Origin of the sequence: Nocardia mikamii NBRC 108933 (assembly GCF_001613505.1) — a bacterium.
GTDB classification, from domain to species: Bacteria; Actinomycetota; Actinomycetes; order Mycobacteriales; family Mycobacteriaceae; genus Nocardia; species Nocardia mikamii.
This window is the reverse complement of record NZ_BDCM01000012.1, coordinates 469,015-489,378: the sequence shown is the minus strand read 5'-3', so window position 1 is coordinate 489,378 and position 20,364 is coordinate 469,015. Positions and strand designations below refer to the sequence as shown.

At 69.1% G+C, this 20,364-nt stretch carries 21 protein-coding genes; 9 read left to right on the top strand and 12 right to left on the bottom strand.

Annotation, left to right across the window (positions count from 1 at the left end; all coding sequences use genetic code 11):
* Positions 1–224: 224 nt before the first annotated feature.
* From NMI01S_RS17110 to NMI01S_RS17095, 4 genes are read left to right on the top strand one after another with little or no spacing between them, the layout of a single operon-like run.
* Positions 225–1,436: a hypothetical protein gene (locus NMI01S_RS17110; protein WP_157126220.1), complete on the top strand. Its 1,212-nt coding sequence runs from the start codon at positions 225–227 to the stop codon at positions 1,434–1,436.
* Positions 1,433–2,011, top strand: a complete 579-nt coding sequence (locus NMI01S_RS17105) for a neocarzinostatin apoprotein domain-containing protein (protein ID WP_062998311.1) — start codon at positions 1,433–1,435, stop codon at positions 2,009–2,011. The genes NMI01S_RS17110 and NMI01S_RS17105 overlap by 4 nt, the downstream gene beginning before the upstream one ends.
* 18 nt (positions 2,012–2,029) lie before the next feature.
* Positions 2,030–2,437, top strand: a complete 408-nt coding sequence (locus NMI01S_RS17100; RefSeq protein WP_084513021.1) for a neocarzinostatin apoprotein domain-containing protein — start codon at positions 2,030–2,032, stop codon at positions 2,435–2,437.
* 9 nt (positions 2,438–2,446) lie between these two features.
* The gene (locus tag NMI01S_RS17095) at positions 2,447–3,025 is read left to right on the top strand and encodes a neocarzinostatin apoprotein domain-containing protein (protein WP_062998307.1); all 579 of its coding nucleotides are present in this window, start codon (positions 2,447–2,449) and stop codon (positions 3,023–3,025) included.
* A 57-nt stretch (positions 3,026–3,082) separates the two neighbouring features.
* Here the strand turns inward: NMI01S_RS17095 and NMI01S_RS17090 are convergent, their stop codons facing one another.
* The 5 genes from NMI01S_RS17090 to NMI01S_RS17070 are packed head-to-tail and all read right to left on the bottom strand — an operon-like array spanning position 3,083 to position 8,760.
* Positions 3,083–4,489 carry an aldehyde dehydrogenase family protein gene (locus NMI01S_RS17090; protein WP_062998305.1) on the bottom strand — a complete coding sequence of 469 codons (1,407 nt, stop codon included), beginning with the start codon at positions 4,487–4,489 and terminating at the stop codon, positions 3,083–3,085.
* Positions 4,486–5,628 (bottom strand): FAD-dependent oxidoreductase, encoded by a 1,143-nt coding sequence (locus NMI01S_RS17085; protein WP_062998303.1) that lies wholly within the window; start codon positions 5,626–5,628, stop codon positions 4,486–4,488. Before NMI01S_RS17085 ends, NMI01S_RS17090 begins: the two co-directional genes overlap by 4 nt.
* Positions 5,625–7,013 (bottom strand): aldehyde dehydrogenase family protein, encoded by a 1,389-nt coding sequence (locus tag NMI01S_RS17080; RefSeq protein WP_062998301.1) that lies wholly within the window; start codon positions 7,011–7,013, stop codon positions 5,625–5,627. The genes NMI01S_RS17085 and NMI01S_RS17080 overlap by 4 nt, the downstream gene beginning before the upstream one ends.
* Positions 7,010–8,284, bottom strand: a complete 1,275-nt coding sequence (locus tag NMI01S_RS17075; RefSeq protein ID WP_245716903.1) for an acyl-CoA dehydrogenase family protein — start codon at positions 8,282–8,284, stop codon at positions 7,010–7,012. Before NMI01S_RS17075 ends, NMI01S_RS17080 begins: the two co-directional genes overlap by 4 nt.
* A complete protein-coding gene (locus NMI01S_RS17070) occupies positions 8,281–8,760 on the bottom strand; it encodes a flavin reductase family protein (RefSeq protein WP_062998299.1) in 480 nt (159 codons plus the stop codon). Before NMI01S_RS17070 ends, NMI01S_RS17075 begins: the two co-directional genes overlap by 4 nt.
* A 124-nt stretch (positions 8,761–8,884) precedes the next feature.
* Here NMI01S_RS17070 and NMI01S_RS17065 point away from each other — a divergent pair, with 124 nt between their 5' ends.
* Positions 8,885–9,670 carry an IclR family transcriptional regulator gene (locus NMI01S_RS17065; RefSeq protein WP_063920759.1) on the top strand — a complete coding sequence of 262 codons (786 nt, stop codon included), beginning with the start codon at positions 8,885–8,887 and terminating at the stop codon, positions 9,668–9,670.
* Here NMI01S_RS17065 and NMI01S_RS17060 read toward each other — a convergent pair.
* Genes NMI01S_RS17060 through NMI01S_RS17050 form a run of 3 tightly spaced genes read right to left on the bottom strand, consistent with a single transcriptional unit; the run spans position 9,667 to position 12,269 of the window.
* Complete coding sequence (locus NMI01S_RS17060; RefSeq protein WP_062998295.1) at positions 9,667–10,374, bottom strand: hypothetical protein; 708 nt, start codon at positions 10,372–10,374, stop codon at positions 9,667–9,669. The genes NMI01S_RS17065 and NMI01S_RS17060 overlap by 4 nt on opposite strands.
* Positions 10,375–10,419: 45 nt before the next feature.
* A complete protein-coding gene (locus tag NMI01S_RS17055; RefSeq protein ID WP_062998293.1) occupies positions 10,420–11,046 on the bottom strand; it encodes an isochorismatase family protein in 627 nt (208 codons plus the stop codon).
* A gap of 11 nt (positions 11,047–11,057) precedes the next feature.
* Positions 11,058–12,269, bottom strand: a complete 1,212-nt coding sequence (locus tag NMI01S_RS17050) for a CaiB/BaiF CoA transferase family protein (RefSeq protein WP_062998291.1) — start codon at positions 12,267–12,269, stop codon at positions 11,058–11,060.
* A gap of 68 nt (positions 12,270–12,337) precedes the next feature.
* Between NMI01S_RS17050 and NMI01S_RS17045 the strand changes: the two genes are divergently transcribed.
* Positions 12,338–13,291, top strand: a complete 954-nt coding sequence (locus NMI01S_RS17045) for a hydroxymethylglutaryl-CoA lyase (RefSeq protein ID WP_062998289.1) — start codon at positions 12,338–12,340, stop codon at positions 13,289–13,291.
* Between the two features lie 126 nt (positions 13,292–13,417).
* On the opposite strand, the gene NMI01S_RS17040 is transcribed toward NMI01S_RS17045, so the two are convergent.
* Genes NMI01S_RS17040 through NMI01S_RS17030 form a run of 3 tightly spaced genes read right to left on the bottom strand, consistent with a single transcriptional unit; the run spans position 13,418 to position 16,847 of the window.
* Positions 13,418–14,848 carry an MmgE/PrpD family protein gene (locus NMI01S_RS17040; protein WP_062998287.1) on the bottom strand — a complete coding sequence of 477 codons (1,431 nt, stop codon included), beginning with the start codon at positions 14,846–14,848 and terminating at the stop codon, positions 13,418–13,420.
* Positions 14,845–15,663 carry a cyclase family protein gene (locus tag NMI01S_RS17035; protein ID WP_062998285.1) on the bottom strand — a complete coding sequence of 273 codons (819 nt, stop codon included), beginning with the start codon at positions 15,661–15,663 and terminating at the stop codon, positions 14,845–14,847. Before NMI01S_RS17035 ends, NMI01S_RS17040 begins: the two co-directional genes overlap by 4 nt.
* Entirely contained in the window at positions 15,660–16,847 is a 1,188-nt protein-coding gene (locus tag NMI01S_RS17030) for a CaiB/BaiF CoA transferase family protein (protein ID WP_062998283.1), read from the bottom strand. The genes NMI01S_RS17035 and NMI01S_RS17030 overlap by 4 nt, the downstream gene beginning before the upstream one ends.
* Positions 16,848–16,945: 98 nt before the next feature.
* On the opposite strand from NMI01S_RS17030, the gene NMI01S_RS17025 reads away from it, so the two are divergent.
* Together NMI01S_RS17025 and NMI01S_RS17020 are read left to right on the top strand one after the other, a co-directional pair.
* Positions 16,946–18,457 carry a dihydroorotase gene (locus NMI01S_RS17025; RefSeq protein WP_245716901.1) on the top strand — a complete coding sequence of 504 codons (1,512 nt, stop codon included), beginning with the start codon at positions 16,946–16,948 and terminating at the stop codon, positions 18,455–18,457.
* A 123-nt stretch (positions 18,458–18,580) separates the two neighbouring features.
* Positions 18,581–19,132, top strand: a complete 552-nt coding sequence (locus NMI01S_RS17020; RefSeq protein WP_062998281.1) for a dihydrofolate reductase family protein — start codon at positions 18,581–18,583, stop codon at positions 19,130–19,132.
* A gap of 27 nt (positions 19,133–19,159) precedes the next feature.
* On the opposite strand, the gene NMI01S_RS34905 is transcribed toward NMI01S_RS17020, so the two are convergent.
* The gene (locus tag NMI01S_RS34905) at positions 19,160–19,309 is read right to left on the bottom strand and encodes a VOC family protein (RefSeq protein WP_218021035.1); all 150 of its coding nucleotides are present in this window, start codon (positions 19,307–19,309) and stop codon (positions 19,160–19,162) included.
* Between the two features lie 202 nt (positions 19,310–19,511).
* Here NMI01S_RS34905 and NMI01S_RS17015 point away from each other — a divergent pair, with 202 nt between their 5' ends.
* Positions 19,512–20,363, top strand: a complete 852-nt coding sequence (locus NMI01S_RS17015) for an SDR family oxidoreductase (protein ID WP_062998279.1) — start codon at positions 19,512–19,514, stop codon at positions 20,361–20,363.
* Position 20,364: the final 1 nt, after the last annotated feature.

Here is a 20,364-nt window from a genome sequence, read left to right as displayed (position 1 = left end):
GTAGAACGAAACGCTGTTTCCAACAGTTGCGATTCTGTACCGGTGCCGCGCATCTGTCCAGTGGTCGGTCGAGATTTGTGCCGCAATCCTCGCCGGATCGCGAAAATCGGCTGTTTCCACGCCGTTACGTGCTTGTTCTCGCTTGACAGCCATCGTCGCCGACGGTTCAATATGGCAACTGCGAAACCGTGTTTCTTTCTGCGAAACGCGGGCGGAGGTGAGAAATGACGACACCACCGGCGGGAGCGCGGCCCGGGTCCGGAGCCACGCCAGCTGAACTGCCCCCCGCGAGCCGGACCGGAATGTGGCTGCTCGCCATCGCCGCGGCGGCGACCGGGCCGATGGCGGGTATCGAGATCGTCTTGCTGAGCAAACCGCTCGGTGGTGTGGTCGGGCTGCCCGGCGCGGTCGTGGGGTACATCGCCCTGAGCGCGGGTGTGCTCGGGGGTCTGACGGTGGTGCCGGGCGTGCGGCTCCGGTTCACCGCGTCGAGTCGCCGCGCCGGCGCGCTCGCCGTCGCCGGTGGCGTGGGAATGCTTGTCGCAGCCCTGTTTTCGTCGATGCCCGCCTTGCTGGGTGGTGTCGTGGTGGCCGGTGTGGTGGCGGGACCGCTGCTCGTCACCGCTCGGGCCGTGGCCGGTGTCCGAGTCTGCTACGCAGCGGTGACGGCCGCGTTGCTCGCGGGTGCGGTGCTGGCCGGCGCGTGCGGCCGGCAACCGGGCGAGGCGCTGTTCGTGGCCGGGAGTGTGGTGATCGCGGCCGGATTGTCGGTGTCGGTGCGGAACACATCCTTCGGCGGTGTCGCGGGCGGCCCTCGCCTGGCCGGTACCGCGCTGCGCGGAGCGACGGGATATGGCGCAGTCGGATTCGCACTGGGGGCGACGGTGCTGCCGGCCCTGCATCTGCTGCTGTTTCGCTGGGAGGTGCTCGACCCCGATCAGCCCGCGCGCCTGGCCGTCGCGATGGTGCCGGCGGTGCTCGTGGTCGCCGCGCGCGAATACCGGCTCGATGCGGTGCCGCCGCTGCTGATTCTCGCCGCCGGCGGCCCGGTGCTGGTGGCGATCGCGCCGGGCGCGTGGCAGTCGATGGTCGGTGTCGCGGTTACCGCCGCGGCGGGGATCCGTTGCCTCTCGGTGATGGATCACCAGCTGCGACAGCGACTTCCGGGCAGCGAGCAGTGGTGGAGTGCCGTGACCGGCCTGGTCGTCGCGGTCGGTGGGATCTGTGGCCTGGGCGCCGCCGTCGCCTGCGGGCGGCTGTGGGGGACCGGCTCCGCGCTCACCCTGGCCGGCGTGCCGGTGTTGCTGGCCGCGCTGGCGGTCGCGCGCACGCCGGTGCCCGGCGGCGGCCGAACCAGGACCGTCGACCGCCGCGCCGACGCGCATCCCACCGCCACCCAGTCCAGCGAGATCGCCGTCGAAGGAGGCGCCCGATGACACGCGCACTACTACGGGGCGGACTGGGCCTCGTGTTCGCCGCCGCGATCGCGGCGCCCGTCGCGGCCGATACGCCCGCCACCCTGCATATCGACGCCGCAACGGACCTGCGGGAGGGGCAGCGAGTCACGGTGGGCGGCAGCGGTTTCCAGCCGGGCCTGGCGGCGGTTGCCGTGGGGCTGTGTAAACAGGGCTATACCAACGGGTTGAACGATTGCGATCTCGACGGCGGCGCCACCTTCGTCAATATCGCGTCCGATGGGACCTTTCCGGCGCTCGTGCTCACTCTGCATCCGCAGTTCGAGAATATCGATTGCCTGCGGCAGCAGTGCGTGATCGCGGCCGCGCCGCTGCCCGGTACCGAACCCGCCGGAGTCATCGCCGCCAATTCCGCCGTGATCCCCGTGGTTTTCGCGGGCTCGAGCCTCCCACCGCCCGCGGCTGTGCCGGTGGCGGGCACGGTGGTGGCGGGCTCCACCGACACCCACGGCCCGTCCGCGGTGCTGTGGTCGCTGACGGCGGCACTGCTGGTCGTCGTCGCCGCAATCGCCCTCGCCGACCGGCGGCGGCTCTAGGAAATCCAGGAGGAGCACATGTTTCGAACCAGAAACCTGGTGAGCGCGGTATTCGCGGGTCTCACCGCGGTCGCGATGTTCGGTGGGGCGCCCGCACAGGCGGCCACGGTCGCGGTGAGCCAGTCCGGAGGTGTCGCGGTCGGGCAGAGCATCAGCGTCTCGGTGAGCGGACTGGCGCCCGATCTGGCCTCGGTCGCGGTCGGGCAGTGCACGGCGAACATCTCCGGACCCTCGGACTGCAATCTTTCCGGCTCACTGCTGGGCACAGCCGACGGGCAGGGCAATTGGGAGGCCGGCAGTATCGCCCTGGTCGGGTCGGTCGGTGGCGTGGACTGCACGGCGGCGGCGGGAGCGTGCACGATCGCGGTCACCAGCCTCACCGATCCGACCAATATCCTCGCCTCGATTCCCCTCAGTTTCGGATGAGGTGAAGCCGTGAGACGCAACATCTTTCGCTGTACCGCCGGCGCGGCGGCAACTGCCGTCGCGTTACTGGCGACGGCCCCGCTCGCCGCGGCCGCACCCACCCTGCATCCCTCGCCGACCGGTGATGTCACCGTCGGTGAGGTCGTCACCGTCGCCGTGGACGGGCTGCCACCCAATCTGGCTCAGGTGGCGGTCGGCCAGTGTAAACCGCAGGTGGTCGCGCCCACCGACTGCAATCTCGGCGCCTCGCTGCTCGGCTCCGCCGACGCGCAGGGGGCCTGGCAGCCCGGAATGCGCGGCGACACCATCACGCTGACCGCGTCGGTCGGTGCGGTGGACTGCACAGCGGCGTCCGGCGCCTGCACCCTGGCCGTCACAAGCCTCACCGACCCCGGCCATATCCTCGCCTCGGTGCCGCTGACGTTCGGCCATGCACCCGCGGTCGCGACGACGACACCGAAAGCCGCCGCGGCGGACAGTGGTTCATCGGATTCGCATACGACGGCGATCGTCGTCGCCGTCGTGGTCATCGTCGTTGTGGTGCTCGCGGTGGCCGCGTTGCTGGTGCGGCGTCGTCGTCGTACCTGAACCGGTGGGTGCTCGCCCCTGTGCGGGTATCGGCGCAGGGGCGAGCACGTGGGCGGATCAGTGCGGGTAGGCACGAGCGGACAGCCCCGCACCACCGGCGCGGAACGCTGCGGGCAGGTGGGTGACGGTGGTCTGCACGTATTCGCGCAGTCCCTCGTCGCCGTATTCCCGGCCGTATCCGCTGCGTTTGGTCCCGCCGAACGGGGCGCGCAGTGCCATTCCGGTGCGGTTGTGTGTGTTGACGAAGGTGAAGCCGGCTTCCAGTCGGGCGGCGAAGTCGAAGGCGCGCTCCTCGTCGGCCGACCACACCGACGCCGCGAGTCCGAGCGCGGAATCGTTGGCGCGAGCCCGGACTTCGTCCTGCGTGCGGTAGGTGAGCAGCGGGACCGCGGGCCCGAACTGTTCGGTGCGCACGAGCGGGGCATCGTCGGGCAGATCCAGGACGATCACGGGGTCGACGAAATAGCCTTCTCCCACCAGACCTTTCGCCAACGGGATCACACGTCCACGGCTGCCCGCCTCCGCGATCAACGCCCGAAGTCGTCCGGCGGCGTCGCGGGTCACCACCGGGCCCATGGTCACACCCTCGTCGACCGGATCCCCGACCCGCAGAATCCGCTGGGCCGCAGCGGTATACGCCTCCAAGAACTCCGCCGCCCGGTGTTCGGGCACGTAGAGCCGCTTGGCGGCCATGCACACCTGTCCGGAGGTGGCGAAGGAGGCCAGCACCAGGCGCTCGTAATCGTCCGGTGAGAGCGCGAAATCATCGAGGAAGACCGCCGGATCGTTGCCGCCGAGTTCGAGCACCACCGGCGTCAGCGCCCGCCCGGCCGCGGCGGCGATACTGCGCCCGGCGCTCTCACCGCCGGTGAAGGCGACCTTCCCCACGGCGGGATGGGCGATCAGCGCCCGCACCAGCTCCGGCCCGCCGTGCACCACGGTGGTCTCCGGCAGCGCGTCGGCGACCGCCGACACCGCGAGCGGCGCCAGCGGTGAGGGCTTGAGCACCACCGTATTTCCGGCGGCCAAGGCGGGACCGAGCTTCACCACCGCCAGAATGATCGGAGCGTTCCACGGTGTGATCGCGGCGATCACCCCGAACGGGCGAGGCGTGATCCGCAACCGGCCTTGTGCATCATCGATCTCGGTGTCGGCGAAGATCACCGGCGCCCGATCGCAGAGCCAGCGCAGATACGTGACCGCGAAACCGATTTCGCCCCGGCAGTCGGCGATGGGCTTGCCGGACTCCCGGGCGAGCAGGAGCGCGAGCGCCTCCCGATCCGCCGCGATGCCGTCGGCGGCGGTGCGGATTCGGTCCAGCCGTTCGTCCAACGGCCGTCGCGACCAGTCACGGAAACTCCGTTCCGCTTGCCGCACAAGCGCATCCACCTGCTCGGGTGCGGTGACCCGGACGGAACCGACGATCTCGGCGGGACGGGCCGGATTCTCGCGCTCGATCCTCACGCCGTCGGCTCCAGGCTGTCCATCAGGCAGGCGCGGCGCAGATAGGCGCGGGCTGCTGCCGGATCGGCCGCCAATTCCCGCAGACCACGGCGGTATTCGGCATCATGGGTGCGCAAGCTCGTCCAGTTGGCCCGGCTCGTGCGCTGCACATGGTCGACCGCCACCCTCCGGCGCTGCCGGACCGCCTGCTCCAGCACCTCATCGGGCGCACCCGCCAGCACGTCGGCGAGAGCGGACGCCATCCGCACCGCGTCGTGAATGCCGCTGTTCATCCCCAGCCCACCGAGCGGATTGTTCACGTGCGCGGCATCGCCCATCAGCAACACCCGGCCGTAGCGGAACTGTGGCGCGACCCGCTCGTGCACGTGATACAGCGAGGCATGCGCGATGCGCCACGGCCGGCCGAGGTCGGCGACCTGCGCCAAACGTTCGGGGAGACGGCGCAATTCGAGATCGTCGGCGGTGTCCGCGGCCGTCGGCAGCAGCACCCGCCAGTGGTCGGGAGTGCGCAGCAGTACCAGCCACTCGTCCGGGTCGAACACGTAGTTGATCGGGGCGATACCGGGCAGCGCCGCGTCGAGTTGTTCGTCGACCGAGGCGACCAGGAACCGCTCCGGATAGGTACTGCCCGCGAACTCCGCGCCGATCCCATGCCGGACCGCCGAATGCGCCCCGTCCGCGCCGATCAGCCAGTCGCACCGCACCGGACCGCCCGAGGCGGACACCCGCACGCCGTGGGGTCCCGCCTCGACGCCGTCGACGGTGTGGCCGAACCGCACGCGCACCGCATCGGGCAGCGCGTCGAGCAGGACCGGGGTGAGTTTGCTCTGCTCGCACTGCACCCGGAACGGGTATTCGGTATCACCGGCCAGCACTCCGAGGTCGAGGGTGGCCACCGGCTCGCCGCCGCGTTCACGGTATTGAAAGGTGCTCGCTATCAGTCCTTTTCCCAGCAGAGCGTCGACGACGCCGAGATCGCGCAGCATCTCCAGCGTCGGCGGATGGAAGGTCGACGCGCGCGATTCACCCGCCAGTCCCGCACCCTGCTCGAGGACGATGACCTCCACTCCGCGCCGGGCCAGCACGAGCGCGGCGGTGAGCCCCACGGGCCCGGCCCCGGCGATCGCCACCGTAGTCATGACGTGTGCAGGGCGAAGCGCCCCTCGACGCCGACAACCCGTGCGCCGGTGAAGAACCGCAAGGTCTCGGCCGTTCCCTCTTCGCCGAGTCCCGATATGCCCCAGGCGGGACGCGGGGTCATCAGATGCAGGCTCATGATCGAGGAGCCGTTCACCTTCACCTCACCGGCTCGGATCCGGCGCGCGATCGCGAGCGCGAATTCGGTGTCCGTCCCGCACACGTAGCCCTCCAAGCCGTAGGGCACGGCATTCGCGATGGTCACCACATCCTCGACACGGTCGTAGGTGACGACCCCGGCCGCCGGGCCGAAGATCTCCTCGGGCGAGTCACCGTCGAGAAGAGCTGGGGCACAATAGTTTCCCACGTCGGGAACGACGCCGTACACGTGGTGTTCGCGACCGTCCAACGCGGCGCGGACCGCGGCCACATGCCGTGAGTGCACGAGCGGGCCCAGATCGGTGCCGGGATCCAGTGGTGGACCGATGGACAGCGTCGCGAGCCGTTTACCGATGGCCTCCGTCAACTCCTCGGCGCGGTTCGCGGGCACGATCAGCCGCCCCAGCGCTCGGCACCATTGCCCGTTGAGGGTGGTGAGCAATTCGGCGGCCATCCGCGCCGCGGTCTCGGTGTCGGCGTCGGGAAGGACGACCAGGGGATTGTTCCCGCCCAATTCCAGCTGGCACGGTCGCAACAGCGGCGCCGACGCGCCCGCCACAGCACGCCCGCCCGCCACGCCACCGGTGAACGACACCGCCTTGATCCGGGCATCGGCGGTGAGCCGGGCGCCGGTGTCCGCATCGCCGTGCACCAGCTGGAACATCCCGGCCGGTACCCATTCGGCGATCGCCTCGGCCAGTATCACCGCACTGTAGGGAGCCGATTCGCTCACCTTCAGGATCACCGGGCAGCCGGCGGCGAGGGCGTTGGCGACCTTGTGCGCGGCCATCGGGGCGGGTGCGTTCCACGGCACCAGGCACAGCGCCGGCCCCAGCGCCAGCCGGTGTACTTCCACGCCGTCACGATCCGCGTGTAGCGCACCGCCGCGAATCCGGTCGGCGGCCAGGCGAAACGAACCGGCGACAATCGCACCGAGCGGCCGGGTCTGCCGCAGCGGTACCCCCGTCGCGAAGGCATCGAGTTCGGCGATTCGTTCCAGACTCGGTTCGAGGTCGTCGGCGATCGCCTCGAGGGTTTCGGGCTCGATGCGTCCGGCGGCGTTGTCGGCCACCGCGAGTGCGCGCTCGAGCCGGTCGGCGGTGGTGGCGACAGTACGGCTCAGTACCTGCCCGGTGGCCGGATCCTCCAGCGTCCCATCGAGTTCCGTGCCGGGGGCAGCCCAGGTGTCGTCGATCAGATCGCGAATCGCGGGCAGGCGCACCGTCATTTCGCGGCCTCCGCCGGTGCGGTGGCGAACAGGTCGTGGGCGCGCGCGTCGGTGACGATCCGGGCCACCTCGAGGAGTCCGCGTTCGGCCGGGAAGGTCATGACCAGCCCCATGGCCAGATCGCGCAGGGCGCGGCCGGCGATACCGTTCATCGACGCCGCCGATGTTCCGCCCGCCTTCAGTGCGCCCAGTGCCACCTGGAAGCACGCCTCGGTGACCGCGCCCTTGCCCAGGCGCCACTGCGCGAACACCTCCTGCTTAGGCTTGAACGGCACCTGCGCGGTCTCCACCGCGAGCTGATAGCGCAACCACAGGTACGCGGTCTCCAGCTGGCGGGTCATCTCACCGAACAACACCTGATGCACCGGTGAGGACGCGATGGGCTCGCCGGTGTCGGCGAAGGTCTTCGTCGTTGTCGCGCTGAGGATTTCGTCGTACACCCGCTGTGCGCATCCGGTGTAGACCGCGGCGATGGCGAGCTGATTGCCGACGAAACTGCCGCGGCTCATGGTCAGCATCTTGGTGAAGGCCCCCGGCACACCGAGCGCTTCGTCGTCGGGGATGAACACGTTGTCGAGCCGGATGCCGTTGTTGGCGGTCGCGCGCATCCCCAGACCGTCCCACGGCGCCCGCACACTCACCCCGTCGGCGGCGCGTGGCACGAAGAAGGTGGCCAGCCCCTCCGCGGTGTCGTAACCTTCCAGTTTCGCGGAGGTCAGATAGTAGTCGGCGACGCCGGTCGCGCAGCCGAAAGACTTCTCTCCGTTGAGAATCCAGCCGCCGTCGACTTCGGTCGCGGTCGTCGCGATGGTGATGTTGGCGGCGGAGGTCTTCACCGATTCGGAGGCGAAATTGGCCAGCCACGCCCCCTCGGCCATCCGCGTGAGCACCTTCTCGGCGAAGGCGCGCACCACCGGAACCTCCGCCTCGTCGAACAGCCCGGCATCGATGGCCTCCAACGGCAGCAGCCCGCGCGAGGCGCTGGTGTTGTGGAAGAAGTAGGCCAGTGCGGTGGACGGACAGGCGGTGCCCATGGCATAGGTGGCGGCGGCGAGATCACGCAGGGTCCCGCCGAGGCCGCCGAATTTCTCCGGCACCACCAGTCCCAGCAATCCGGCGTCGCGGAGCAGCGCGATATGCGAGACCGGGAAGGTACCGGTACGGTCGGCCTCCTCGGCCGCCGCGCGCAGTGCCGGTAGCACGGATTCCACACGGCGGGCGCGTTCGCGCTCCGCGGCGGTCATCTGTTCGACGAGTCGTTCTCCGATCATCGGGCAATCCCCTCGTGGTAGCAGCGGTCGTGGTAGATGAGCGGCGCGGCGGGACGCGGGGTGGCCGCATCCTGGACCAGGCCCAGGATGATGGTGTGATCGCCGGCCGGATAACGCGCCGCGACAACGCAATCCACCCATGCGACCGCATCGGCGAGCACGGCCGCGCCGGTGGCCGAGGTCTGCCAGTGTCCGGTCGCGAAGCGGTCGCCCGGTGCCGGGGCGGAGAATCGGCGGCCGATCTCCTCGTGATCGCTGCCGAGCATGTTGACCGCGAAAACGCCGCTGTCGTGGATCATCCGGCAGGTGGTGCCCTGCGATGCCACACAGATCGAGACGAGCGGCGGATCGAGCGCCACACTGGTGAAGGAACTGGCGGTCATGCCGTGTCGTCCACCGCCGGCGGCGGGGGTGGTGATCACCACGACCCCGCTCGCCCACTGGGCCAGCACCGTACGGAGATACTGCGAATCCATCTCGACTCCGTTTCGGTAGTGGAAACGCTGTAACGCACAAGGTAACGCTATGGCTCTGGTCGCGCAAGAGGAACGAATGGGGATGGTGTTTCCCATGGGGAAATCCGCCGCCTAGACTGGCCGGGTGACCGTTACCGAATCCGACAGTCAGAGCCGGTCCATCGCCGCGGTCGAACGCGCTATGGACGTGCTACTGCTCTTCGGCCGCAGCGGCCGGCCCGATCTCGGCGTCACCGAGATCGCCAACGAACTCGGCATCACCAAGGCCGCTGTCCACCGCATTCTCACCGCGCTGCGCACCCGCGACCTGATCACGCTGGAGCCGACCACCCGCCGTTACGCGCTCGGGCATGCCGCGATGGCGCTGGGGCGGGCGTATCTGGCGCGCACCGATCTGCGGGTGATGGCCGGTCCGGAGTTGCGGCGGCTGGCGACGCTGACGGGGGAGACCGCGACCCTGTCCATCCGGCGCGGCGACACGCGGATGTACGTGGACCAGGTGGTGCCGGATCAGGAATTGCGGATGGAAGTGGCGCTGGGACAGCCGTATCCGTTGCATGCCGGCAGCTCCTCGAAGGTGATTCTGGCGCATCTGCGTAAGCAGGAGATCGACGACTATCTCGAACGGCACGAGCTGACCGCGCTCACCGACGCCACGGTGACCTCGCAGCGCAAACTGCGCGCCGAGCTGACCGCGATCCGGAAACGCGGCTACGCGGTATCGCTGGGGGAGCGGCAGGTCGGCGCGGCATCGATCGCCGCGCCGATTCTCGACCACGACGGCGGGGTAGTGGCGGCCATCAGTGTGTGCGGGCCACTGTCGCGTTTCGAGCCGCGCATGGACGAATGTGTGCCGATGCTGCTCAAGGCATCCGGGGCGCTCTCGACCCAATTGGGTTATTCGGGTTAGAGATTCGCGCCCGGTTTGAACACCCCGAGCGCCGCGGCCGCCAGCACGCTGCCCCAGATCACCCAGACATAGGGCAGGCAGCCGTTCACGCTGCGGCGCAGCACCGACTCGAGGCCCGGGCTCGAACCTTCGGACTGTAGCCGGCCGAAGGCGGGCCCGAAGGCGCGCAACGTCATTCGGATACCGAGGCCCGCGGCGACGGCGGCGGTGTAGAGCAGGATCTTCGCGCCCAGCCATCGCGGATTGGTGCTGACGCCGAACGGATCCTCGGCGAACAGGGTGTAGGCGCCGGCGACGGCCGCCGCGGCGATCACCGCGATCCGGATGGTCAGATCGGCGCGGTGGACGACGACGATGCGGCCGTGTGTGCGGTGGGCGGTGATCGCCAGCGCCAGCCATCCCGCCGCGAACAACCAGACCAGCACCACGAACCACCACGGAAACAGGGCGATCGCGAACAGGGTGGCGCCGTGTGGATCCAGCGCCATGAGGGTGATACCGCTCGGCAGGAACAGGATCAGGCAGATCTTCGGTCCGAGATCCAGACCGCTCATGATGGCGAGGGCGGTGGCGCGGGCCGGTGGGGTGCGCTCGGGATCGATGACGAAGCGGCTGGAGTAGAAGACGCCGAGATCACCGCCCAGCCAGAAGACGAACAGCACCAGATGCAGCAGTATCCACCAGCCGTGCGGATGCGGACCCATGGCGTTCCTCACGATCGAGTCGAAAAGTGATGTGACAGTAGATGTTCAGCGGGGGATGTCGAGAATCGACAGTGCGCCGGCGAGGTCGACGACGTCGGCGTACTTGGCATCCAGATCGAGCAGATTGGCCTCGTGCAGACGCCGATCGCGATCACCGCAGGCATCGGCGACCACCAGCGGCCGGAAGCCGTGCTGCAGCGCGTCGGTGGCGGTGGCGCGCACACAGCCGCTGGTGGTCAGGCCGGTGATCACGACGGTGTCCACGCGTTGCGCGGTGAGGGTCGCCGCCAGCGAGGTGCCGTGGAAGGCACTCGCATACTGTTTGGTGACGACCACCTCCCCGGGCGCCGGTGCCGGGGTGTCGAGGAATGCGCCGAGTGGATTACCTTCCTCGAAGGCGTCGAGCGCCGGCACTTTCCGGCGGAACAGGCCGCCGTCCGCGCTGCCGGGGCGATAGCGCACGCGGGTGAAGATGACGGGGTGTGCGGCGGCGCGAGCGTGCGTGACCACAAGGTCCGCGGCCGCCACGGCCGCTTCCACCGGTGCGCGCAGCGGTGAGCCGTCGGTCAGGTACGCCGCGCAGATGTCGACGACCAGCACCGCGGGCCGCTCGCCCGCGCCGAGGCGGGCGGCGAATCCGTGCCGGCGATAGTCCTCGGCGAGGTCGGACATGGGAGAACCCTTCAGACGATGCCGTTTTCGGCCAGCCGGCTCAGTTCGTCCGAGCCGATGCCGAGCAGCCGCTCGTATACCTCGGCGGTGTGCTGACCCAGTTCGGGCCCGGTATGGCGCACGCCGCCCGGAGTTTCGCTCAGTTTCGGAAACACGTTCTGCATGGGAATCTCGCCGAGTTCGGGATGAGCCAGGCGCACGATCGCCTCGCGGGCGGCGAAATGGGGATCGGCGAACATGTCGCGGGCCGTGTAGATCCGCCCGGCCGGCACACCGGCGGCGTGCAGGCGGTCCAGAAGTTCGTTCGCCGGCACGGTGCGGGTCCACTCGCCGATGATGCGGTCGAGCTCGGCCATGTTCTCCCCGCGGGTCGAATGGGTGGCGAACCGGTCGGTCGTGGCGAGTTCGGGGCGGCCCATAACCGACCCCAGCCGTCCGAACACCGTGTCCTGATTGGCCGCGATGAGGACCAGATCGCCGTCGGCGGCGGAATACACATTGCTGGGCGCCACGTTGGGCAGCACCGGACCGGTGCGTTCGCGTTGGTAATGAGTGATATCCCATTCGGGCAGAAGCGATTCCATCATCGCCAGCACCGCCTCGTAGATCGCGGAATCCACCAGCTGACCGCGCCCGGTGCGCTCCCGGTGGTGCAGTGCGGCCAGCGTGCCGATGGTCGCGAAGACCGCGGCCAGGGAATCGCCGAGGGAGATACCGGTTCTGGCGGGCGGATGACCGGGATCTCCGGTGGTGTAACGGATTCCGCCCATCGCCTCGCCGATCGAACCGTATCCGGCGCGCGGTGCGTAGGGGCCGGTCTGCCCGTAGCCGGTGACCCGGGTGAGAATCAGCCCGGGATTGCCGGCGCGCAGGGTGTCGAAGTCCAGACCCCACCGCTCGAGGGTGCCGGGGCGGAAATTCTCGACGACGATATCGGCCTGCGCGATGAGATCGCGGGCCAGCGCCTGTCCCTGCGCCGTGCGCAGATCGCAGGTCACCGACTTCTTGTTGCGCGCCACCACCGGCCACCACAGCGATCGGCCGTAGGGCTTCTCCCGGCCCCACTCCCGCATCGGATCGCCGCGGCCCGGAGATTCGAGTTTGATCACCTCGGCCCCGAAATCGCCCAGTAGCTGACCGCAGAACGGGCCCGCCAGCAACTGTCCCATTTCGATGACCCGCAGGTCGGCCAGCGGACCCGCCGCGGCGTGATGGTTTGGCATCGGGTCAACTCCTTCTGTCGGTGCGCCGCGGGCGAATTCGGCCGCGCGTTCCCGTGAGAATGGATACAATGTATCCCGTAGCGAAACGCTCGGCAAGATCGGGAAACGGAGGAGCCGTGGAGATCACGCTGGTCGACGTCGCGCCGCGGGACGGATTGCAGAACGAGCCGGAGCCGATCGCGACGGCCGACAAGATCGAGCTCGTTCGCCGGTCGGTCGAGGCCGGGCTGCGCCGCATCGAGGCGGTGAGTTTCGTGCATCCCGACCGGGTGCCCCGAATGGCCGATGCCGAAGCAGTGCTGGCCGGTGTACCGCGCGACGGTGAAACATCCTATGCCGGACTGATTTTCAACGACCGTGGACTGGACCGCGCCCTCGCCGCTGGCGTCGACGAGATCAATGTGGTGGTGGTCGCGACCGATACCTTCAGCCGTCGCAACCAGGGCTGCGACACCGAGGAGGGTATTGCCCGCTGGGCGCGGTTGGCGGCCCGCGCCGCCGAGGCCGGACTGTGGCGCACCGTCACCATCGCGGCCGCCTTCGGCTGCCCGTTCGAGGGGGAGGTGCCGGAGCCACACGTGCTCGACCTCGTCTCCCGTGTCGCCGAATCCCGCCCCGATGAAATCGCTCTGGCCGACACCATCGGCGTCGGCACCCCGGACCGCGTGCGACGCCTGGTCTCCGGCTTGCGCCGCCGGGCGCCCGAGGCCGTGCCTCGCTGCCATTTTCACAACACTCGAAACACCGGCTACGCCAATGCGATAGCGGCGCTCGACGCCGGCGTGCAAGTTCTCGACGCCAGCACCGGCGGTATCGGCGGTTGTCCCTTCGCCCCCGCCGCCACCGGCAACATCGCCACCGAGGATCTGCTGTACACCCTCGACCGCATGGGCGTCACCACCGGCGTCCGCATCGAGCCGGTCATCGAGACGGCGAACTGGCTCGGCGGGATCTTGGGCGCGCCGGTGCCCGCCCTGCTCGGCCGAGCCGGAGTCTTCCCCGGCGCATCCGCAGCGTCCTGAGCGCGATGCCCGAGAACGCCGGGGATCCGCCCGGCGCCGGCCGATGCCCGCCGGATCCGTGGACAACTCCTGCGGCGGCTCGGGGGCAGTGATGGTCAGGCGGCATCCGTTGCCGCACAACGGCGTTCATCGGGTGTCGGGCGCGGAGGCGATCGTGCGCAGGGGGCCCAGCAGCGCGTCGAGGGTCGCGGCTCGGGCAAGATGGTAGGCGGTGTCACTGAGGAGGTCCGCTGCCGTGGGGGAGAGCACTCGCTCGGTGTTGAGCCGGAATTTGAGGGCCAATTCTTCCGGGGTGAGCGGATTGCCGGGGCCTCCCCGGTTGGATTCGACGCGTTCGGTGAGGGCGCGGCCGTCGTGCAGGCGCGCGGTGAGGACCGCGGGGAACTGCGTGGGAAAGATGTCGTCGCAGCGGGGATCGGGAACGCAGCGCACCCGGGCGGCCAAGCCCACACGGGCAGGGTCGCGGGCGGCGGTGTCGGTGAAATCCTCATGGAACACCCCGAGCCCGCCGCCGCCGGTGAGGGCCGCGGCGACGGTATAAGGCCCGGAAAAGGCGGCGTGATAACCGGATTCGGGACGAGCCTTCAGTTCCGGTGGATGGCCGATGGTGCGCAGTGCTGCGGCGGGGGCGCCCAATTCCAGTTCCGCGATGTCGTCGGGCCGCACACCCTGCGCGCGCAGACGCAGTGCCGCGTCGATGCCGGCATGGGTGAAGTGATTGCAGGGGTAGGGCTTGAAGCACACCTCGGGTAGCCGCCACCGGTCGCCGAGCCCGTCGACCAGTGCGCCGGGATCGGCCTGATCGCCGCAGAAGGCGTGCAGCAGACCGAATCTGCCTTCGAAGACCGTCGGGGGGCCGGTGAGCCCGGCGCGTGCCAGCCCCGCCGCGGCCACCGCGGCATGCGCCGCCCATCCGCAGTGCACGCGCTTGACGGTGCCACCGGTGCGATTGGCCTCCAGCAGACCCGAGCCCATACTCGCCGCGATCGCCATGGCATGGGCGATGCCGTCGGCCTCGAGTCCGCAGAGCACCGCCGCGGCCGCCGCACCGCCGACGGCGCCGCAGATGGCGGTGGCATGCAATCCGCGTTCGAAGAACACCGAATTGCGCAGCGCCGCATCGTATCCCGCCATTCCGGCGCGCACCGTGATCTCGATTCCCACCGCCACCGCGTCGAGCAGGGCGGCACCGCTCGCGCCACGGGATTCGGCGACGGCGAGCGCCGCGGGCACCACCGACGCCGACGGATGCAGCACCGACGGCAGGTGGGTGTCGTCGAAATCCAGAGCGTGCGCGAGCGTGCCACCCAGCAGTGCGGCGCTGGGCGGCGGATATCCGCCCTCCAGTCCGAGCGCGGTCGCACCGGTGTGGCCACCCCACTCGGTTATCACCGCGCGCACCGCCACCGCGGGCGGGGTGTCCAGCGCCGCAATGCTGTTACCGAGCACATCCAGCACTCGGCGCGACGTATCGGCGCGCAGTTCGGCTCCGACTCCGGTGGCTCGCGCGGCCGCTGCGAAGTCGGCGAGCCGGGCGAGAATCGTCTGCTCGGTCATCGGCTCACCGCCGCGAGCGGGCGCACCGGTGATCCGGTGCCGCCGACGATGCGCAACGGCGCCGACAAGAAGACGAATTCCGGAAGCTTCTCGGCGGCAAGCTCTTCCAGGGCCAGATGCTCCATGATGTAGATCCCCGACTCCACCAGCAGAACGCGGTGCACCGGCAGCACCCTGTGCCCCGCGCCCGGCCGGATGCATTCGTAGGCGGTGGTGTCGCAGCCGGTGGCCACCACCCCGTGGCCGGCCAGCCAGCGCGCCGCCTCGACCCCCACGCCCGGCACGCCGGTGGCCGCACCGAGGTAGGCGTCGGCCTCATCGAACAATCGCGCCCATCCCGTCCGGATCAGCGCGACGTCACCGGGCTGCGGTTGCGATCCGATCGCGTTCGCCGCCCGCCGCAGATCCTCGACCGTGATCTCGTACCCGCCCGGCAGTGTCGGCACCCCGTGCAGGGCAGCCACGTCGAGCAACACCCCACGCCGCAGCAGTCCCGGCAGGTTCTCCGCCCCGAGTTCGCGGAAGAGGCCGCCGCGCTGCGCCTGTGCGGCATCCACCCCGCCGTGCAGCAACCCGTCGTGGCTGACGTGGCTGAGCGCATCGATATGTGTGCCGACATGCCCACCGGTGACGATGATCTCGTTGGCGGCCGAACCACCGTCGGGGCGCGTCATGTCACCGTGGCGGCGGATGAGGGTCATGCGGAAACCGGGGTGATTCGGCGAACACGGCATCCCGGTGAAGAACGGCTGCCCCAATTCGATGAGTCGCACTCCGCCGGAGACCGCCGCCGTCAACGGATCCCGCGCGCTCATCGGATCACCCCCGCTGAACGCAGCCGGGCCAGATGCGCCTCGCCGACCCCGTAGGAGCCCAGGACCTCCTCGGTATGTGCCCCCAGCGGGGGTCCGGTCCAGCGGATGCGGCCGGGGGTGCCGGAGAGCCGGAACAGCACGTTCTGCATCCGCAGCGCACCGAGTTCCGGATCGTCGAGGGTGATGATCGATTCCAGCGCACGGAACTGCGGGTCGGCGAGGATGTCGGCGGCGGTGTAGATCGGCGCGACCGCGGCCTCGGCCTTCTCGAACGCGCGCACCACCTCATCTATGTCGCGGTGGGAAATCCATTGCCCGACAGCGGCATCCAGCTCGTCGGCGTGTGCGGCGCGACCGGTGCCGGTGGCGAACCACGGCTGTTCGATGTAGTCGGGCCGTTCGACCAGGCGCATCACCCGTTCGGCGATGGATTGCGCGCTGGTCGACACCGCGACCCAGCCGCCGTCGGCGGTGCGATAGGTATTGCGTGGCGCGTTGTTGGTGGAACGATTGCCGGTGCGCGGCGCGATCTCCCCGAGCTGATCGTAGGCGAGGATGTGCGGGCCGAGCAGGGTGAGGATCGGCTCGATGATGGCCAGATCGATCTGCTGGCCGTGGCCGTCGCGATCGCGCGCCCGCAGTGCGGACATGATCGCGAAAGACGCAGCGAGAGCGGCGATCCCATCGGCCAAGCCGAAGGGCGGCAGCGTGGGTGGGCCGTCGGGTTCGCCGGTCATCGCCGCGAAGCCGCTCATCGCCTCGGCCAAGGTGCCGAATCCGGGCCGGCGAGCATATGGCCCCACCTGCCCGAACCCGGTCACTCGCGCCAGCACGAGGCCCGGATTGTGTTCCCGCAGTGCGGAATAGCCCAATCCCCACCGTTCCAGGGTGCCGGGCCGGAAGTTCTCGATCACCACGTCGGCGTCGGAGGCCATTCGCCGGAACAACTCCTGCCCCTCGGCCGACCCGAGATACAAGGTCACCGACTTCTTTCCGCGCCCGAGCATCTTCCACCACAGGCCGACACCGTCGCGCTGGGCGCCGTGCCCGCGCACCGGATCGCCATCCGGATGTTCGATCTTGATCACCTCGGCGCCGAAGTCGGCGAGCAGCGTCGCCGCGAGCGGGCCCGCGAACAGCGTCGCCGCATCGAGGACCCGGATTCCCGACAGTGGTCCCGCCATGGCTGAACTCCTCATCGATCGAATGTTTCCCAGAGCGAAACATATACAGTCGCCGCACGGTTTGACTACCTGCGAATAGTACTGCGATGATCGCTGTGATGGTACGTATGTTTCGCAGGACGAAACTGGAGAAGGTTGTGGCGGAGATCGAGCTGCTGATCCGGAATGCCCGTGTGGTTCACCCCGATGGCGACGCGGAAGTGCCTGAGCCCGTGGACATCGCCGTCGCCGGGGGAGTGGTCCGCCACATCGCCCGCGACGTCCCGGCCGGGCCGGCGACCGACGTTGTCGATGCCCGCGGGCTGCTGGCCTTTCCGGGGGTGGTCGACGCGCATCAGCACTGGGGCATCTATTCCGACCTGGCCGCGGACACCGAATCCGAGAGCCGGGCGTGTGCGCAGGGTGGGGTGACCACGTCGTTGAGCTATCTGCGCACCGGCCGCTACTACCTCAACCGCGGCGGCCCCTACCGCGACTTCGTCCCCGACGCGCTCGACCATATGTCCGGGCGTTCATATGTGGACTTCGGTGTCCACCTGGCACCGATGACCCGGGAGCACATCGGCGAAATCCCCGCACTGGTCGCGAATTTCGGTATCACGTCGTTCAAGATCTTCATGTTCTACGGCGGTCACGGATTACACGGACGCTCCGGCGACCAGGCCGAATTTCTGATGATCGGCCCGGACGAACGCTACGACCTGGCGCATTTCGAGTTCGTCATGCGCGGGCTCGCCGAGGCACGGGAACGCTACGGCGATGTCATCACGCTGTCGCTGCATTGCGAAACCGCCGAAATCATGGCCGCCTATACCGAACTCGTCCAACGCGAGGGCACACTCAGCGGGCTGCGCGCCTACAGCGCCTCCCGCCCGCGGCATTCGGAAGGACTGGCCATCACGATGGCCGCCTATCTCGCCCACGAAACCGGTTTTCCCACAATCAATCTGCTGCACCTGTCGTCGGCGAAAGCGGTGGATGCCGCGCTGCGGATGGCGAAGGCGTTTCCGCACATCGATTTTCGCCGCGAGGTGACCATCGGGCATCTGCTCGCCGACGTCGACACCGCGCACGGTATCGGCGGCAAGGTGAATCCGCCCCTGCGCGAACGTCGCGACGTCGAGGCGCTGTGGCAGCATCTGCTGGCCGGCGATATCGACTGGGTGGTCAGCGATCACGCCTGCTGCCGCGACGAACAGAAGTTCGCCACCGACCGCACCGACGTCTTCGGCGCCAAATCCGGATTCGGCGGCGCGGAGTACCTCCTGCCCGGCCTGGTGAGCGAGGGAACCAAACGCGGATTACCGCTGGCCCGGGTCGCCGCCCTCACTGCCACCGAACCCGCCCGCCGCTACGGCCTCACGCGCAAGGGGCGAATCGCACCCGGCTACGACGCCGACATCGCCCTCGTCGACCTCGGCGCCCGCTGGACCGTCCACGCCGAATCCTCCGAATCGGCCCAGGAATACACCCCTTTCGAAGGATTCGAGATGTCCGCCCGCGTCACCGACGTTTTCCTGCGCGGTCGCCGAATCCTGCGCGACGGAGCAGTCTGCGGACCGCCGCGCGGTGAATACCTCCGTCGCACAGCGCCCGGCGCGCTGCGGTAGGAATCGAAATCTGTGGTGTGGCCGAGGCAATTCGGTCGGCCGATTCGCCATGCCATCGTCCTCCAGGGATATCCGCTCGCAATTCGCCGATGAATTTCGGGCGCGCACGACGTCTATCCCGTCATGAGGAGACTGAGCTACGGGATCAGCATGTCCCTGGACGGTTACATCAACGACCGCGACGGCAGCATCGACTGGTCGAATCCGGACGACGAGTTGCACCAGTTCCACAACGATCGGTATCGGGACATCGAGATTTCCCTGCACGGTCGGCGCCTCTACGAGTTGATGGCCGAGTACTGGCCGCACGTGCCCGAGGACGCGCCGCCCATTCAGCGTGAATTCGGCAGGTTGTGGACGGAGAAGCCGAAGTTCGTCTTTTCCCGGACGTTGACCGAGGTGAACTGGAACAGCACGCTGGTCGGCGAGAACGCGGTCGAGCAGGTGCGCAGGCTGAAGGCCGAGGGTGACGGCGTCATGGAGGTCGGGGGCGCGGGTCTCGCGGCGTCGCTGATTCCGCACGGGCTCATCGACGAGTATCAGGTGTTCGTCCTGCCCGTCGTGCTCGGCGGCGGTACACCGATGTTTCCCCTGCTGGACGAGCGTATTCCGCTGCGGCTGGCGGAGACGAGGCATTTCGATACGGCGGTCATGCTGCGCTATGTCCTCGACTGAGCGGCCCCGAGGCGGCGCTTCGTACTTTCAGCCGGTGGTCCGGGCGGCGATCCGGTAGATGTTCCCGAACGGGTCGCGGACCATGGCACAGCGGTCACCGTGGGGCGTGCCGAGCGGTGCTTCCAGCGTGACCGCGCCCGCGGCCATCGCTCGTCGACAGGCGGAAGCCGCGGCCACGGCACGAGTGTGGCACGCAATCCTCGCCCGGGATGCCATGTCGGCGGGAAACATTCGCGGACCTGCCCTGTGGCTCCCGTTCGGCTCGGTCGCCATTGTGCGCGCCCCCTTCCTCGGGCACAGTTCGGTACGGCGGTGACAGGCTCGCCCGCCGCCGGGTGACGATGGTTCGAGGCTCGGGTAGCGGAAAGCAGGCGATGCGGTGGGTGTGTACGTGGTGACCGGGGCGGCGTCCGGAATGGGACGGGCCGCGGCGGAGAAGTTGCGCGAGCGGGGCCATACGGTGGTCGGGGTCGATCTGCGGGACGCGCAGGTGGTCGCGGATCTGTCGACTCCGGCCGGGCGCCGCACCGCGATCGACGGGGTGCTCGCGGAGGTGGACGGGCATCTCGACGGCGCGATCCTGGCCGCGGGAGTGGGGCCGGCGCCCGGCGCGGACCGGCCGCGACTGATCTTCGAGGTGAATTATCGCGGCGTCGTCGACCTGCTCGACGGCTGGCGCTCGGCGCTGGCGCGTGCGGACGAGGCGAAAGTCGTTGTGTTCGGCAGCAATTCGACGACCACCACTCCGCTGGTGCCGCGGCGGGCGATTCGTGCGCTGCTGGCGGGTGACACCGCGAAGGCGCTGCGGGCGTTGCGGATCTTCGGCAGGAACGCGCCGTCGATCGCGTACGGGACGTCGAAGATCGCGGTGAGTCACTGGGTGCGCCGCCAGGCGACGACTCCGCAATGGGCCGGGGCGGGGATCCGGCTCAACGCCCTGGCGCCCGGCGCGGTGCTGACTCCGCTGCTGGAGAAGCAGCTCGCGACTCCGGCCGAGGCCCAGAATATCGAGCGTTTCCCGGTTCCGATCGGCGGATTCGGCGATCCGGGCGACCTGGCCGAGTGGGCGGTGTTCATGCTGTCGCCGGCGGCGCGTTTCCTGTGCGGCAGTATCGTTTTCGTCGACGGCGGCAGTGACGCCTACTTCCGTGCCGACGACTGGCCGCGCGCTGTCCCGCTGCGCAAGCTGCCCGGGTATCTGTGGCGATTCTTCGGCTCGGGACCGCGCTGAA